Below are 16,477 nucleotides of genomic sequence, written 5' to 3' on the forward strand. Positions count from 1 at the left end.
GCACCGGCTGGCCCAGCCCGTCCAACAGGTAGATGCGCGTGTTGGGCAGCGCCTTGCCCACCGGCGGCAGGCGGGGCCAGTTCCCCGGGTCCCCGGACAGCGTGTGCGACGTGATGACGTGCGCCTCGGAGGGCCCGTAGTTGTTGTGGAGCACGCACCTTGGAAGAGCCCGGAAGAAGTGCTCCACGGCGGGCGTCACCTGGAGGGCCTCGCCCGCGGTGTAGACCTCGCGAAGAGAGGACGGCACGCGCTTCAGTGCCTGGGCCGCCTCCGCGAGCCCCTGGAAGACGACGAAGGGCACGTGCAGCCGCTGCACGTCGTGCGCTTGGAGGAAGTCCAAGAGCGCCACCGCGTCCTTGCGCACGTCGTCCGGCACCACCACCACCGCGCCGCCCGTGGCCCAGGTGGAGAAGGACTCCTGCACGCAGATGTCGAAGTTCCACGGCGCGAACTGGAGCGTGCGGTGGCCCGGGGCCACGGTGCAGACGCGCAGCTGCCACGCGATGAGGTTGGCCAGCGGGCGGTGCCGCATGGCGATGCCCTTGGGCCGCCCGGTGGAGCCGGACGTGTAGAGCACATAGGCCAGTGACTCCGGGCCCACCGCGACGTGCGGAGGGGTGTCGGGGTGCGCGGCCAGCTCCGCCTCGGGCAGCGCGTCCAGGCACACGGCCGTGGCGGGGCCCTCGGGGAGCAGCGCCAGCAGGGGGCGCTGGGTGAGCAGCACCCGCGCCCGGGCGTCCTCCAACATGAAGGCATTGCGCTCGCGCGGCGACATGGGATCCAACGCGAGGTACGCGCCGCCCGCCTTGAGGATGGCCAGCAGGCCCATCAGCTGCTCCGGCGAGCGCTCCACGCAGAAGCCCACCAGCACCTCCGGGCCCACGCCCAGCGCGCGCAGGTGGTGCGCCAGCCGGTTCGCCCCCACCTCCAGCGCGCGGTACGTCACCGTCCGCGCGCCATGCACCACCGCCACCGCGTCCGGCGTCTGGCGGGCCTGGGCCTCGAAGAGGTGGTGGATGCAGCGCTCGGCGTCATAGGGCATGCGGGTGGCGTTCCAGCCGTGGACCACCTGCTCGCGCTGCGCGGCGCCCATCAGCGGCAGCCGCGCCACCGGGCGGGACGGCGTCTCCACCGCGCCCAAAAGCAGCGCGCGCAGGCTCTCCACCAGGCGCTCCCCGGTGGAGGCGTCGAACAGGTCGGTGTTGTATTCCAGCGAGCCCACGAGCCCCGCGTCGCGCTCCTCCAGCGTGAGCGTCAGGTCGAACTTCGCGGTGCCCGTCTCCAGCGCCACGGGCGTGGCCGTCACGTCGCCCAGCTTCATGGGGCCGGAGGGCGCGTTGTGCATGACGAACATCGCCTGGAACAGCGGCGTGTGGCTGAGGTCCCGCTCCGGCTGGAGGGCCTCCACGACCGCGTCGAAGGGCACGTCCTGGTGGGCCAGCGCCTCCAGCGTCACCTGCCGCACCCGGCCCAGCAGCTCCAGGAAGGAGGGGGCGCCGTCCAGCTTCGCGCGGAACACCAGCGTGTTGACGAAGAAGCCGATGAGCGCCTCGGTCTCCCGGTGCTTGCGGTTGGCCACGGGCGAGCCCACCGCCACGTCGTCCTGCCGGCTGTAGCGGCCCAGCACCGCGCTCCAGGCGGCCAGCAGCGCCATGTACAGCGTGGCGCCCGCCCCCTGCGCCACCTGCTTGAGGCCCTGCGTCAGCGCCGGGTCCAGGTGGAAGCGCAGCGTCGCGCCCCGGTTCGTCTGCACGCTCGGACGCGGCCGGTCCGTGGGCAGCTCCAGCCTTGGCGGCAGGCCCTCCAACTGCTTGCGCCAGTAGTCGAGCTGCGCGGCGCCCACGGCCGACGTCAGGTAGCGCCGCTGCCAGCCGGCGAAGTCCACGTACTGCACCGCCAGCTCCGGCAGCGGCGGGGACGCGCCCGCGGCGAAGGCCTCGTAGAGCACGGTCAGCTCGCGCAGCAGCAGTCCCATGGACCACGCGTCGGAGATGATGTGGTGCATGGCCAGCCACAGCTGGTGCACGCCGTCCGTCGAGCGGACCAGCCGGGCGCGCAGGAGCGGTCCCGCCTCCAGGGAGAAGGGCTGGCGGGCGAAGTGCTCCGCCTCCTTCGCCACGTCGCGCACGAGCTCCACCGGGAGCACCACCGGCCAGGCCGGCAGCACGCGCTGCACCGGGGTCCCGTCCACCGCCGGGAAGCAGGTGCGCAGCGCCTCGTGGCGCTGGAGGATGTGCCCCAGCGCCCGCTCCAGCAGGTCCACGCGGAGCGGTCCCTCCAGGCGGACGGCGGCGCACAGGTTGTAGCTGGCGGAGCCCCCCTCCAGCCGGTCCACCAGCCACAGTCCGCGCTGGGCGGACGAGGCCGGCAGCGCGCCGTCACGGGGCACCCGCGTCAGCGTGGCCAGGGCGGCCTCGTCCCGCAGGTGCACGAGCAGCGCGGGCTTGGCGGCGGACAGCCGCTCCCGCAGCTCGGGCACCAGCGCCCCCTTGGGGGCGGCGATGCGCAGGTTGTCTCCGTCCGCGCGCAGGGTGATGCCCAGGCGCGACAGCTCGGTCAGCAGGGCATGCGTGCTCACAGCGTCACCTCTTCCATCTCCACCACGGCCCCGGCCAGCGTCAGGGCGGGCAGCACGTCGTCGACGAGCTGCGCGATGCTGGGGCCGCGCAGCAGGTTCACCATGGGAATCACGACGCCCAGGTCGGACTCGATGCGGTTGCGCAAATCAATGGACATCAGCGAGTCGAGCCCCAGCGACATCAGTGACGCGTTCACATCCAGCCGCGCGCTGGAGCGCGCCAGCACCCGGGCCACCTGGGTCCGCAGGTATTCCCGCACCAGCTCGGGCCGCGCGCCCGGCTGCGCTTCGCTCAGCGCCGTCTGGAGCGCCCCGGCCTCCTGGGAGCGTCCAGGCTCCGCGCCCGCCCCCACCTCCTTCACCTGCTCCGCCAGCAGCGGCGTCATCCGCGCGTGCGCGAAGGCGCGGAAGAAGCGCGGCCAGTCCAGCGACACCACCGCCAGCTGCGCGTCCGGCTGTGACAGCGCCCGGTCCAACGCGGCGAGCCCCTGCGGCGGGGACATGCTGCCAATGCCCTGACGCTCCAGCATGGGCAGGCCGCCCTCGCGCACCGCGAGGCCCACCTCGCTCCAGGGCCCGTAGTCCACGCTGAGCGCCGGCAGGCCGCGCGCGCGGCGGTGGTGCGCCAACGCGTCCAGGAAGGTGTTGGCCGCCGAGTAGTTGCTCGCGCCGGAGCCAATCCAGCCCACCAGCCCCGGCACCGCGGAGATGAGGACGAAGAAGTCCAGCGGCGCTTCCTCCAGCAGCGAGTGCAGCACCCACGCGCCGGCCACCTTCGGCCGGAGCACCGCGTGAAAGGCGTCCGCCCCCAGGTTCATCAGCGTCGCGGGCTGGATGACGCCGGCCGAATGGACGACGCCCCGGAGCGCCGGGCCTCCTTGCGCGTGGTAGCCCTGAAGGAAGGCAGCCACCGCGTCACGGTCCGCCACGTCCACCGCGGCCGGATACACGCGCGCGCCCAGGGCCTCCAGCTCGCGCACGGCGGCCACCTGCCGCGCGGCGCGCGAGCCCGGCGCCACCTGGGCCCAATCCTCCCGGGGCGGCAGCGGCGAGCGCCCCATCAGCACCAGGTGCCGCGCGCCCCGCTCCACCATCCACCGCGCCATCCCCAGGCCCAGGTCGCCCAGGCCGCCCGTCAGCAGGTAGCCCGCGTCCGCGCGCAGCCGCGTCGCCGGCCCTCCGGAGGGCAGCCCCCGCCGCCGCACCAGCCGGGCCACGGACCGCGTCTCGCCGCGCAGCACGAACTGGTCCTCCCCTCCAGGCGCCAGCAGCACGCCACAGAGCGCGGCGGCGCTGGGGTCGGCCGGCGCGTCCGGCTCCAGGTCCACGAGGCCGCCCCACACCTCGGGATGCTCCGCGGACACCACGCGCCCCAGGCCCCACAGCGTGGCCGAGGCCAGCGCGCCGGAGGCCCCCGCCGGAGGCTGACAGCCGCGCGTCACCAGCCACAGGCGCGGCGGACGCACGGCGCCACTGCCCACCAGCGCCTGCACCAGGCCCAGCACCGTGAGGGCCCCGGCGGTCTGCTCCGCCTCCAGCGTCGCCACCGTCGTCTGGGCGGGGTCCAGGCCCTCCAGGCTCCACAGGTGAACGAGCCCACGCGGCACCGGCCCTCCGGCGACCAGCAGGGTCTCCACGAGCTGCCGCAGCTGCGCCGCGTCCCCGGGCGCCACCTGATAATGGCGAGACCCCAGCGACTGGAAGGTGGCGCCGGCGGTGATGCGCACCACCGTGTCGCCCCGGGCCTCCAGCCGCGCCGCCAGCGCCTTGCCCACGCCCCGGCCATCCATCAGCACCCACCACGCCCCGGGCCCGGCGGCGTCGTCCGGGACGGGCGCGGCTTGCGGCTGCCAGTCCAGGGCATAGGTGAGCGCGTCCACCGGGTCCGACGTGGGCCGTCCCGCCTGCTCCACCAGCTGGATGCGCATTCCAGACACCTCGGCGAGCAGCTGGCCGGACGCGTCCAGGATGCGCACGTCCCCCTCCAGCACGGAGCCGGCGGGGGGGCTGGTGCGCACCACGTGGCTGTAGAGCTCGCCGGTGGGCGGCGCGTGGATGCGCAGCCGCCGCATCCCCGTGGGCAGCGCCACCAGCCGCCCCCCCTGCCGCTCCGGCGCCAGCGCGCCGAGGATGAGCAGGCTGCTGTCCAGCAGCACCGGATGGAAGGCATAGGCGTCGCGCTCCAGGCTGCGCATGGTGGGGCCGTACTCCGCCCCGGACGCGGCCACCTCCGCGTAGAAGTCCGCGCCCTCCATCACCCGGGGCAGGCGGGCCTGGACGTCGGCCACGGTGTCCTTCCTGGGCGAGGACTCCGGCGCCAGGGGGACGGCGGCGGGCCGGACGCGGGGCGCGGCGCCACGGGGCCCCAGCTCCGCCACCCGGGCGCGCAGCGTGTCCAGGTGCGGCAGGTTCTGGAGGACGGCGTCCACGGGAGGACCGAAGTCCAGCAGCGACGCCAGCTCGTCCACGCCCAGCTCGCGCAGCTGGACGGCCAGGTCCATGCAGGAGTCCGGCGTGCCGATGAACGCGCGGGACGTGGCGAAGCGCTCGTAGAGGAAGTGGACGAAGTCGTCCTTCTCCCGCTCCGACAGGGTGGTCAGGTCCACGTCGCGCATGCGGCTCTGGGCCAGCCCCTTGAGCTGCCCCAGGTTGGACTTGAGGAACGCGCAGTAGGGCTCGCGCGCCAGGTCCCGCACCTGCTGGGCATTGCCCCCGACGAACGTGTGCAGCATCAACGTCACCGTGCCGCCGTCCGGGTCGTGCCCCGCGCGGGCCCGGGCCTGCCGGTACGCGGCGACCTGCTCGGCCAGCCGCTCCACGCCCTGGTCCAACAGGTGGGTGAGCAGGTTGAAGCCCAGCTCGCCCGCCTTCGCGAAGGTGGCCGGGTTGCTGGCGGCCGTCACCCACACCGGCAGCTCGCGCTGGACGGGCGTGGGGTAGACGCGCACCGACTTCGTCTCACCGGTGCCGTTGCGCACGGACAGGGGCTCGCCCCGCCACAGCCGGCGCACCACGTCCACCTGGTCGAACAAGGTGCGCGAGCGCTCGGCGTACCGCTCCGGCGCGAGCGCGAAGTCATCCGGGTTCCAGCCGGTCGCGAACGACACGCCCACCCGCCCCCCGGAGAGGTTGTCCACCATGGCCCACTCCTCGGCCACCCGCAGGGGGTGGTGGAGCGGGAGCACCACGCTGCCCGCGTTGAGGCGCAGGTGCTTCGTCTCGCGCGCCAGCGCGGCGTGCAGCACGGCGGGGTTGGGATAGAGGCTGCCGAGCGCGGAGAAGTGCCGCTCCGGCACCCAGACGCCCTGGAAGCCGTGGCGGTCGGCGAACCGCGCGCTCTCGATGACCAGCTCGTATTTTCGGCCCGACAGCGCGCTCTCGTCGCTGGCGAAGAACATCAAGGAGAACCGCACGGTGCTGCCTCCTGGGCCGCGAGGGCCCGGATGGGATGGCGGACGCGACAGGCGCGCCGCGCGCTAGCTCGGAAGGACCTTCCCGGTGGCGTGGAGCACCCAGGGCTCCTGGCCACCGGCCCGGCTGTGGACGTGGAACGTGAGCGCGTCCTGCTCCCCCGCGGGCGCCACGCTCACCTGCACCGTGCGGCGACCGGCCGCGGGGACCGCGAGCACCTTGCGGTACTCCACGTCGCTGACGCCGCCGGGGCGCTGGCCCAGCAGCTGGCCCGCCGCCGCGAGCGCCCACTCCACGTACACCACGCCCGGCACCACCACGGTGCCCTGGATGCGGTGGTCCGCGATGAACGTGAGCTGCTCAGGCGCCAGCTCCCGCTGCCACACCTGCCCCTCGGGCTGGGCGGCCACCGCGGGCAGGCGGTGACCCAGCAACGGGTGCGCGGGCCCCTGCCCCACGGACGCCTGGGCCACCGGCGACTCCAGCCAGTGGCGCTCGCGCTGGAAGCGGTAGGTGGGCATCCCCACGCGGCGGCCCGGCGCCAGCACGTCCCAGCGCACCGGCACGCCCCGCGCGTGCAGCGCCGCGACGCTGGACAGCATCCGCGCGAGGTCTGGCTCCCGCGCGCGCAGGCTGGGCAGCCACAGCGCCGGGTCCTCCGGTGGCAGGCACGCCCTGCCCAGGCCCGTGAGCGTGGACGTGGGGCCCACCTCCACGAAGGCGTCGCACCCCAGCCGCCGCAAGGCGCGCACTCCGTCCGCGAAGCGCACCGCCTCGCGCACGTGGCGGCGCCAGTAGGCGGGCGTCAGCAGCTCCGGCCCCGCCAGCTCGCCCGTGAGGTTGGAGAGCACGGGCACCGTCGGCGCGTGGAACGTCACCCGGGACGCGGCGGCCTCGAAGGCGTCCAGCATGGGCTCCATCAGGGGGGAGTGGAACGCGTGGGAGACCTTCAGCGGGCGCGTCTCCACGCCCCGCGCCGCCAGCGTGGCCGCCACCGCGCGCACGACCTCCGTGCGCCCGGAGATGACGACCCCGCGGGGCCCGTTGTCCGCCGCGAGGGACACGTCGCGCGCATGGGCCGCCACGACCTCCAGGACCTGCTCCACGGGCGCCAGGACGGACACCATCTCCCCGTCGCGCGGCAGCGCCTGCATCAGCCGGCCCCGCTCCGCGATGAGCCTCAGCCCGTCCTCCAGGCTGAAGACGCCGGCCACGCACGCGGCCACGTACTCGCCCACGCTGTGGCCCAGCACGGCGGCGGGCTCCACGCCCCAGGCGCGCCACGTGCGCGCCAGCGCCATGCCCAGGCAGAACAGCGCCGGCTGCGCGTACGCCGTGTCCTCCAGGGGAGACGAAGCGCCGTCCTCGGGGTACAGCACCGAAAGCAGGGGCTGCTCCAACAGCGGACGCAGCAACGCGTCGCATTCGTCCAGGGTGCGCCGGAACACCGGCTCGGCGTCGTAGAGGCCCCTGCCCATGCCCACGAACTGCGAGCCCTGCCCGGTGAAGAGGAAGCCCACGGACGGCCGATGGCCTGCGCGCGCCGTCCCCCGGATGACGTCGACGTCGGTGTCCACCGCGCCCTGGGAGAACGCCCGCAGGGCCTCCCGGGCCTCCTCGGGGGTGGTGGCCACCAGGGCCAGCCGGTGCGCGAAGTGGGCCCGGCCGTTCGCGGCGGTGTGGCAGACATCCGCCAGTGACAGCGCGGGAGGCCAGGCGGCGGGGGCCGCCCACGCCCCGGCCAGCTCGGCCAGGGCCTTCTCGTCCCGCGCGGACAGCGTGAGCACGCAAGGTACGCCCCGCGCGGGCGCCGCGGGCGCGGAGCGCTCCGGTGCCGACTCCAGGATGACGTGCGCGTTGGTGCCGCCGAAGCCAAAGGAGCTCACGCCCGCCCGGCGCGCGGGGCCCGTCCAGGCCCGCCGCGTGGTGGGAATGGCCAGGGGGAGCCCCTCCAGGCGGATGTAGGGGTTGAGCTCGCGCAGGTGCAGGTGCGCGGGGATGGCCTCGTGCTGGAGTGACAGCACGACCTTGATGAGCCCGGCGATGCCGGCGGCCGACTCCAGGTGGCCGATGTTCGTCTTCACCGAGCCCACCCACAGGGGCCGCTCCAGGGGTCGCCCCTGGAGCAGCACGGCCTTGAGGGCCTCCACCTCGATGGGGTCCCCCAGCGGCGTCCCGGTGCCGTGCGCCTCCACGTAGTCCACCGCGTCGGCGGACACGCCCGCGTCCGCCAGGGCCGCGCGCAGGACGGCCTGCTGCGCCTGCCCGTTGGGGGCGGTCAGCCCGTTGCTGCGACCGTCCTGGTTGATGGCCGAGCCCCGCACCACCGCCAGCACCCGGTCCCCGTCCCGCTGCGCGTCCCGCAGGCGCTTGAGCACCACCACGCCGCAGCCCTCGCCGCGCACATAGCCGTCCGCGGAGGCATCGAACGTCTTGCAGCGTCCATCCGCCGCCATCATCCGCGCCTGGGAGAAGGCCACCGTCATGTCCGGCGCCAGCAGCAGGTTGACGCCCGCGGCCAGCGCCATGCGGCACTCGCCCCGCCGCAGGCTCTGCACCGCCTGGTGCACCGCCACGAGCGACGAGGAGCACGCGGTGTCCACCGCCAGGCTGGGCCCCCGGAGGTCCAGCACATAGGACAGGCGGTTGGCCGCGATGCTGAACGCGATGCCGGTGCCCGCGTAGGCATCCAGCGCGCCGGGCGTCTGGGCCTGCAACCGCGCGTAGTCGCCGCTGCTGATGCCCACGAAGACCCCCGTGTCACTGCCCGCCAGGGTGTCCGGCGCCAACCCCGCGTCCTCCAGGGCCTCCCAGGCCACCTCCAGCAGCAGGCGCTGCTGGGGGTCCATGCCCCGGGCCTCGCGGGGCGCGACGCCGAAGAAGTCCGCGTCGAAGCCATCCACCTGCTTCAGGTAGCCCCCCCACCGCGTGCTCATCCGGCCGGGAGGCGGCGGCGCCCGATGGAACAGGCGCTCCACGTCCCAGCGCGCCGGGGGCGTCTCGGTGACGGCGTCCACGCCGTCGTGCAAGAGCCGCCAGAAGGATGCGCTGTCGTCCGCGCCCGGCAGCCGGCAGCCCAGGCCGATGAGCGCGATGGGCTCCATGTCCGAGGGCCGCTCGGTGGCGCCCGGCGCGGGCGCGGGCGCCCCCCCGGTGAGGTGCGCCGCCAGGGCCTCCAGCGTCGGGAAGTCATAGACGAGCGTGGGTGACACCGGCCGGCCGAGCCACGTCTGCAGGTCCCCCGACAGCCCCACCGCGGACGCCGAGTCCAGGCCCAGCTGGGACAACGGCGCCCGGGTGTCGACGGCGGAGGGCGCCACGCGCAGCCGCTCCGCCACCCGCGCCACCAGCCAGGCCCGCACCTCACCCGACGCCGGACCGGCCGCGACGGGCGTGGGCGCCTGGGGCTCGCGCCACTCGCCCACGACGTCCAGCTCCCCCGCGAGGAAGGCCGCGCGCGAGCCCTTGCGTTGAATCTTCCCGCTGGACGTCTTGGGAATGGAGGCGGGCTTCACCAGCACGACGGCGTGCGGCCGCAGGTCGTGGTGCGCCAGGATGGCCTCACGGATGGCGGCCGTCACGGCGGGGGCGTCCAGCTTGCGCACGTGGACGCGCTCCACCTCCTGCACCACCACCAGCCGCTCCTCGCCCAGGACCTCCACGGAGAAGGCCGCCGCGCCGCCGCGCCGCAGGACGGGGTGGCTCTGCTCGGACGTGTGCTCCAGGTCCTGCGGGTAGTGGTTGCGGCCCCGGACGATGATGACGTCCTTGAGGCGCCCGGTGACGAACAGCTCCCCGTCCACCAGGAAGCCCAGGTCACCGGTGCGCAGGAAGGGCCCCTCGCCGGTCCCCGAAAGCCGCGCGCCGAAGGTCGCCGCCGTCTCCTCCGGCCGGTTGAGGTAGCCCCGGGCCACGCTGGGACTGGCCACCCAGATCTCCCCCACCCGCTCCGGGCCGCACGCCACGCGCGTGTCGGGGTCCGCGATGAGGATGCGCTCGTCCATCCACGCCCGGCCGCAGCCGAGCACGGCGCGGGCGTCCGCGTCCCCCTCCCGGGCCTCCACCACGCGGTGCGAGTCCAGGGCCCGCGCGGAGACGTGGCGCACCACCGGGGCCGCGTCCGCGAGCCCACCGGAGATCATCACCGTGGACTCGGCCATGCCGTAGCACGGGTAGAAGGCGTCGCGGCGGAAGCCCACCGGCGCGAACGTCCGGGCGAAGCGCTCCAGGGTGGCCGCGCGCACCGGCTCCGCCCCGTTGAAGGCCACCCGCCACGAGGACAGATCCAACCCCGCGCGCTGCTCCGGCGTCGTCTTCTCGACGCACAGGTCATAGGCGAAGTCGGGCGCGCCGCTGCACGTGCCCTGGTACTTCGACACCGCCTTCAACCAGCGGATGGGCGACTGGAGGAAGGCCACCGGCGGCATCAGCACGCAGGGGCGGCCCAGGTACAGCGCCTCCAGGGCCACGGCGATGAGGCCCATGTCGTGGAACAGCGGCAGCCAGCTCACCAGCCGCGTCCGCGCATCATGGCCAAAGCCCTGCCGCAGCATCTCCAGGTTGTGCAGCAGGTTGGCGTGGCTGACCATCACGCCCTTGGGCGCGCCGGTGGAGCCGGACGTGTACTGGAGGAAGGCCAGCGTGTCGGGTGACAGCGACGCGGGGGGCCTCCAGGCGGAGGCCGGACCCAGGTCCACGTCGTCCGTGGTCATCCAGTGCAGCGCCTTCATCCGGGGCAGCGCGGCCGAGTCCCGGGTGAGGTTGGGCAGGAGCGCGGTGGTGGTCAGCACCACCGTCGCCTGGGCGTCCTCCACCACGGACAGCAACCGGGCCAGGTGCCGCGTCGCGCGCGGCGGATAGGCCGGCACCGCCGCCACGCCCGCGTACAGACAGCCCATGAAGGCCGCCAGGAAGTCCAGCCCCGCCGGGTAGAGCAGCAGCGCGCGCTGCCCCTCGGCGCCGGCCGCGCGCAGGCCCTGGGCAATGGCCCGGGCCCGGAGGTCCAGCGCGGCGTAGGTCAGCTGGCCGGACTCCTGCTCGCCGTTCTCCAGGAAGGTGTAGGCGGTGTCCGCGCCCTGGCGCGCCGCGCGGGCCGACAGCAGCGCGACGAGCGTCGGCACGCGCCGTCCCACATCAAGAAGGTCTTCCGGGTTGCCAGTCGTCATGCGAGCACGCGTCAAGGGGCGGAGTCGTGGGGAGTGACATCACGGCCCGCGCGGACGCCCAGGGGCGCGCGCGGGCCAGGGTGCGGCGAGCGCCGCTCAGGCGCCCGGCGGGTAGAAGACCTTGCCGGCGGCCCCGGCGCGCTTGAGGGCGCCAACGGCCTCTTCCAGCGAGGTGAGCGGATAGGCCTCGCCTTCCTCGAAGGCGCCGGACGCCTGCCCCACCATGATGGCCGCGTGGGCGGCCTCGTGGTCCGGGAAGTCCACGATGACCATGAAGTGCCACCGGGCATCGCGCATGAAATAGGCGGTGACGACCTTGCCGCCCACCGAGCCATAGAACGCATCGGCGTGGTCGTTGCGCGAGGTGAGCGCCTCCGGGTTGCTCAGCAGGTTCTTGAGGACCGGCGGCGTGTACCGGGCGAGGATCATGTAGTGCGGCATGGCTGCGGGCTCCTGATTGCGGATGGACCGGGGGCGGCACGCGCCGACCTCCGGCCCGGGTTGACCATTCGGCGGACGCGAAGGCCCCAGGTGGGGCACCCGCGCTCCGGTGGGAATGGAGGCGTTGGCCCCACGCGCGCGGGCGCGCCGGGGCGTCAGTGTCTTTCTTGAAGGGAGGCCCCGGTCAGGAGGCCACGGCCCGCTGGGACACGGCCGGCGACGTCAGGTCCTGCTCGTCGCACAGGACCTCCGCGTCTGTCATCACATGGCCATACGGGTCCATCACGTCGTTGGACAGACTCTCCAGGTCCACGCGGGTGCCCAATCCCAGCCGGCGCGCATGGCGCAGCAGCGTCTGCGTCACCACCTGGTCTTCCAGGGCAAGGCCCGTGGAGTCGAACACGGTGCTACGGCCGCGCCAGTCCTCATATTTCTCCGGCGCCTGCACCAGCGACACCAGCTCCGGACCAATGCGCTCACGGGGAAGCTGCTGGCACTCCCCCTCCACCACCGCCTGCGGCAGGAAGTCCGGGCAGACGAGGCTGTCCTCCAGGAAGCTCCGGGGCAGCTCCGTCTTGCCCGGCAGGTCCGAACCCACGGCATTGATGTGCACATGGGGCTTCAATCCCTGGCCCGTGATGACGGGGCCCGCGCCCACCGCCACGGACGTCGCGGTGCAGATGATGTCGGACTGGGCCTCCAACTCCTCCAGCGACACCCGCCGCACGTCCAGGTGGAGGAAGGCGACGCGCTGGGCGAAGGAGCGCTCCACGTCCTTGTCGGTGTCGAACACCAGCACCCGCTCCAGGGTGAAGACCCGGCTGAGCGCGTGCAACTGGGTGACCGCCTGCGCCCCGCAGCCCACCAGCCCGAGGACGCGGCTGTCCGGCCGCGCGAGGATCTGACTGGCCACCGCGGACGCCGCGCCCGTGCGCAGCGCGGTCGCGAAGACGCCGTCCACCACCACCTGGAGGTGCCCGGTGCGGCAATCATAGACGCTGTTGGTGGCGATGATGGTCGGCAGCCCATGCTCCGCGGGGTTGTCCGGGTTGTAGCCCACCACCTTGATGGTGACCGTCTCTCCCCGCCGCATCACCGGCATCCACTCCAGCACTCCCGTCCTCCCGGCGTGCTCGAGCGCGAAACCCTCTCGCTTGCGCACGTCGATGCGCTCCGCGTCGAACCCGCGCAAGGCCTCCGTCAGGTCATGGATGACTTCATCCATGAGGTTGTCGACGCCCACCGCGCCCACCAACCGGCGCAGGTCCGCCTGGGTCAACAGCCACGTTGCTCGATTCGTCTCGTCCACGTTTCGCCGATGCCTTGCAGAGGGTCTGCTGGCTGTACGGCGGTGCGTCGAAATATTCTTCAATGGCGTTTCGCATTTATTTCCCGGTCCGAATGTTTTCCCGCTTGGGCGTATGGATGACGACCCCGGCTGTCATCGGGGGTCGGACCGCCGCCTCAACCTCAGAGAAACCGCGACATGCCCCTTCCATCACCGGCCCTCCCGGGCGAGCCCGCCCCCTCCCTGCTCCAGCGGATGGGGCGGGCGTTCTCGCTCCGGGCGAGCCTCATCGAATTGTTCGCCGCGCCCCCGGCGCACAGCCGCCCGGTGGATGGGTTGAGGGCGCTGGCCATCCTCTGGGTCATCCTGTTCCACGTCTTCCAGCTCACCGGCGTCTTCATGGACCGCGGCGAGTTCGAGCGCCTGTTCCTGGCGGTGGAGGCGGACCCGCTGCGCGGCTGGGTGCTCCGGGGGGACCATGGAGTGGACCTGTTCTTCGTGCTCAGCGGCTATCTCATCACCCGCATCCTGATGCACGAGCAGGAGCAGACGGGGCGCGTGCGCATCCCCACCTTCTACTGGCGGCGCTTCCTGCGGTTGATGCCGGCCTACGCGGCGGTGCTCCTGCTGTACGTGGCCAGCCGCGCGCCCAACCACCAGAACGCCTGGGCCAACGTGCTCTATCTCAACAACTTCCTGCCGGTGTCGGAGCAGGCGGTCATCTGGTCCTGGTCGCTGGCCATCGAGGAGCAGTTCTACCTGGTGTTCCCCTTCTTCTGGCTGGTGGTGGGCACGCGCAGACACGCGGTCTGGGTGATGGCGGCGCTGTTGTTGTTGGGGGTGGGCATCGAGCATGCCCTGGTGGTGCGGCATGGCTTCACCATGCCGTTCACCATCGACCCGCTGATGCAGGGGGACGCGGGGCAGCGGTATTTCAACAGCATCTATGACAAGCCCTACACCCGCTACACGCCCATCCTCGCGGGCGTGCTGGTGGCCTACCTGCTGGGCAGGACGCGGGTGGCGGAGCGACTCCGGGCGGCGCCGGTGCTGGCCCATGGAATCCTGGTGCTGGCCCTGGGGACCCTGGGGGTGCTGATGGCGCCCCGGACGTTCTCGGGGGAATGGGGGCCGGTGGAGGGCACGCTGTACCTGACGCTGTACCGGACGCTGTTCGGGGTGGGCGCGGCGGCGCTGTTGCTGCTCATCCAGGCGAAGGCTGGCGGGGGACAGGTGCTGGGCCGCGTCCTGGCCTGGCGGGCGCTGCGGCCCATCGCGCAGCTGTCCTATGCGGCGTACCTGGTGCATCCGCTCATCATCTTCGGCCTGTACGGCTCCATGACCTTTGGCGGCGCGGCCAGTGTGTCATTGCTCCAGCTGAGCGCGATGTCCTTGGGGCTGACGTTGTGGGTGTCGCTGGTGCTGCATGTCCTCATCGAGCGGCCGCTGATGCGCTTGCGGCCCGCGTGAGGCTTCCCCTTTTTTCCCTTGTCGGACAGGAGACGCGGAGATGTTCAAGAAGGTCATCAACACGGTGAAGTTCCTGCGGGTGTTCGTCACGCTCATCCGCGACCCCACGCGGTTGGACCTGGTGCTGGCGCTGGGGGACGACATGGATGGGGAGGATCCGCTGGACACGGTGCCGCTGCTGCGCAAGCGGCCGGAGGCGGTGCGGCTCTTCACCGAGCCGCTCAAGCACATCCGGGTGGACCTCAAGGCGATGAAGACCCTGCCCCCCGGAACGCTGGGCCGGGTGTTCGCGGACCAGATGGAGGTGTGGGGGCTGAAGCAGGAGGACACGTACCACACGCCGGTGGCCCCCACGAACACGGCCAAGTTCCGCATCCACATGGAGCAGACGCATGACCTGTGGCACGTCCTCACGGGGTTCGGGACGGACGTGAAGGGTGAGATTGGCTTGCAGGCCTTCTACATCGCGCAGCTCTGGACGCCGCTGAGCTTCGCGCTGGTGAGCGTGGGGTTCCTGCACACGCTGTTCTACCGGCTCAACGAGGGGCAGGCGCTGGTGTCGGAGGTGGCGCGGGGGTGGCTGCTCGGCAAGCGGAGCCGGCCCTTGTTCGGCGTGGACTGGAACGAGCTGTGGAGCGTGCCGCTGGAGGAGGTGCGCCGGCAGTTCCACCTGGACGTGGACGCGGCCCACGCGGCGGTGCCCGTCGGGGACCTCGGGGACCTGCCGCAGCCCAAGGCGGCGTGAGGTCCATCGCGCCCTTGAGCCCGCCCGGCAAGCCCCCCCATGGAGGCCTGCCGGGCTTCAACGAAGGGCGTCTAAGCGGGAACGGCGCAGGCGAGGCAGGGACAAACGGCAGCGCTACAGGAACTCGTCCCCTCCCCCAGTCTCCGGCTCCTGTGCGGAGAGGAGAACCTCCCCGGGCCGCTGCTCCACGCGGAGGCCCAGGCCCATGGCCGTCAGCTCCTCGAGCGCGGTGAGGGCCTCCATGACGGGCTGGACATCGGCGACCCGGGCAGGCACGGCGATGCGCTCAAGACGCGAGCCCACCCGCTCCAGCAGCGCGTGCGGGGGGAGTGCCTCGATGTATCGCCAATACAGATAGGCGGGCGCGCACAGCTGGGCGACCTCGGAGGGCGAGACGGTCGCGACACTCGTATCGAAGCGCGCCCTCACCTCCTCCACCGAAGTGTCCTGACGCCACAAGCCGAGCAGCGAGCGCAGGAAGTCCATCAACGGTCGCGACCGGGACGAGCCCATCTGGGCCGAGGCGACCTCCAGCGCCCGCTCGGCGCGCGCGGGGTCGGGCTCGACGAAGAACAGCGGCAGCACCTCCCCGATGCCTGGCGTGTAGAGGGGCTCGGCGAGTCGCTCCGGCGCACCCGCGAACGAGCGCAGCGTCTCGGGTTCGAGCGGCTCACCCGCCAGCCAGCGGCACCACAGCGCCTCGAGCGAGCCCGCGGCGAGCGACGCGCGGCGCAGCAGATGGGGGAGTGCCTGCTCCACGCCTCCGAACAACAAGACGGTCACCAGGTCCTCGGCGGAAGGCCCCTCGGGAAACTCGAGCGCATCCACCCCCGTCCAGCGCGCGTACCGTTTGCGCTTCAGGTCGCGCTGGACCTCGCGCGCCACCTCGCTCCACGCGGACCAGGGCACACCGAGCGCCGCGTAGTCCGTCCGGAGGCGCTCATCCGCGGGGGCCGAGACCTCGTTGGGGCGCTTCTTGAAGTCGGACCGCACGCGCTTGAGTTCCTTCGCGAGCGCGGGCAGCTCCTCCGCCGGACAGCCACCGGTCAGGAGCCGGAGGTGGGAGATGGGAACGCCGTGCAACTTGAGCAGCCAGGATTTGAACGCCGACCAGGCGGGTGCGGAGAGGTGTCGCAATTCCACGGTCTGTCCTCGCTCAAGCGCCAGGCCCGCTCCCCCGCGATGGGTCGTCGGGCCATGTGGCCTGCTCCGTCATGATCCGGAGAATGGGGTGCGCCCTGCAAGCCGCATGTGCGCGGGATGGAAGCCATCTTGAAGTTGCCCCGGTTTCGTCCCTCCCCCTCAACAGGGCCCCCATCCCTCTGATGCGCCTCGGCTGTGCAGGGGGCTTCACACCCGTGTGCCAGGCGCTGCACGAA

The 16,477-nt window shown here is 72.8% G+C and carries 8 protein-coding genes; 2 read left to right on the top strand and 6 right to left on the bottom strand.

The genetic code is table 11. From position 1 onward, the window contains the following. From D7X74_RS45020 to D7X74_RS13970, 5 genes are all read right to left on the bottom strand, one after another. The coding region (locus D7X74_RS45020) for a condensation domain-containing protein (RefSeq protein WP_147446564.1) at positions 1–2,578 on the bottom strand (2,578 nt) is incomplete at its 3' end. Then, positions 2,575–5,991 (bottom strand): bifunctional LLM class flavin-dependent oxidoreductase/SDR family oxidoreductase, encoded by a 3,417-nt coding sequence (locus D7X74_RS13955; protein ID WP_147446565.1) that lies wholly within the window; start codon positions 5,989–5,991, stop codon positions 2,575–2,577. The genes D7X74_RS45020 and D7X74_RS13955, both read right to left, overlap by 4 nt. 63 nt (positions 5,992–6,054) lie before the next feature. Further along, the gene (locus D7X74_RS13960) at positions 6,055–11,109 is read right to left on the bottom strand and encodes a type I polyketide synthase (protein ID WP_233602092.1); all 5,055 of its coding nucleotides are present in this window, start codon (positions 11,107–11,109) and stop codon (positions 6,055–6,057) included. 141 nt (positions 11,110–11,250) lie between these two features. Then, positions 11,251–11,595 carry a GYD domain-containing protein gene (locus D7X74_RS13965; protein ID WP_120533444.1) on the bottom strand — a complete coding sequence of 115 codons (345 nt, stop codon included), beginning with the start codon at positions 11,593–11,595 and terminating at the stop codon, positions 11,251–11,253. A 184-nt stretch (positions 11,596–11,779) separates the two neighbouring features. Further along, positions 11,780–12,904 (bottom strand): ornithine cyclodeaminase family protein, encoded by a 1,125-nt coding sequence (locus D7X74_RS13970; RefSeq protein WP_233602093.1) that lies wholly within the window; start codon positions 12,902–12,904, stop codon positions 11,780–11,782. Positions 12,905–13,081: 177 nt separating this feature from the next. On the opposite strand from D7X74_RS13970, the gene D7X74_RS13975 reads away from it, so the two are divergent. Next, positions 13,082–14,353 carry an acyltransferase gene (locus tag D7X74_RS13975; RefSeq protein ID WP_120533446.1) on the top strand — a complete coding sequence of 424 codons (1,272 nt, stop codon included), beginning with the start codon at positions 13,082–13,084 and terminating at the stop codon, positions 14,351–14,353. Between the two features lie 40 nt (positions 14,354–14,393). Continuing rightward, a complete protein-coding gene (locus D7X74_RS13980; RefSeq protein ID WP_120533447.1) occupies positions 14,394–15,098 on the top strand; it encodes a Coq4 family protein in 705 nt (234 codons plus the stop codon). Positions 15,099–15,212: 114 nt separating this feature from the next. Here the strand turns inward: D7X74_RS13980 and D7X74_RS13985 are convergent, their stop codons facing one another. Continuing rightward, positions 15,213–16,241: a hypothetical protein gene (locus D7X74_RS13985; protein ID WP_120533448.1), complete on the bottom strand. Its 1,029-nt coding sequence runs from the start codon at positions 16,239–16,241 to the stop codon at positions 15,213–15,215. Positions 16,242–16,477 lie beyond the last annotated feature (236 nt).

The organism is Corallococcus sp. CA047B (genome assembly GCF_003612065.1).
Taxonomy (GTDB): Bacteria; Myxococcota; Myxococcia; order Myxococcales; family Myxococcaceae; genus Corallococcus; species Corallococcus praedator.